This is a genomic window from Streptomyces sudanensis, assembly GCF_023614315.1.
Lineage (GTDB): Bacteria > Actinomycetota > Actinomycetes > Streptomycetales > Streptomycetaceae > Streptomyces > Streptomyces sudanensis.
The window spans coordinates 1-302 of the sequence record NZ_CP095474.1; the positions used below are offsets into that span (position 1 = coordinate 1).

A 302-nucleotide genomic window follows, 5' to 3' on the forward strand; every position below is an offset into this window, starting at 1 on the left:
AGATGTGCGAGTGCCAGGGCGATGCCCTCGCCGGTCAGGGCGTCGATGTAGCCGGCCGCGTCGCCGACGAGCAGTGTGCGGCCGGCGGTGCGGGCGGCGGACCGCTGGTGGAGTGGGCCCGCGCCGCGTACCGGGCCGGTAGCCTGTGCGCCGGCCAGTCGCTTTCGCAGGGCGGGGAAGGCGGCGAGGTGGTCGTCGTAGGGTCCGCGGCCGGTGGTGAGGATCGCGATNCTCACCACGAGTCGCCGGCCAGCGGNNNNCGTAGGCCTCTGCGTGGCGGGCCCAGTGCACCTCGACGCGGT

General features: G+C 75.1%; 1 pseudogene. It reads right to left on the minus strand.

Annotated elements, in window-relative coordinates:
• Positions 1–230 (minus strand): annotated as a pseudogene (locus tag MW084_RS00005) (NAD(P)/FAD-dependent oxidoreductase); the annotation flags it as partial.
• Positions 231–302 lie beyond the last annotated feature (72 nt).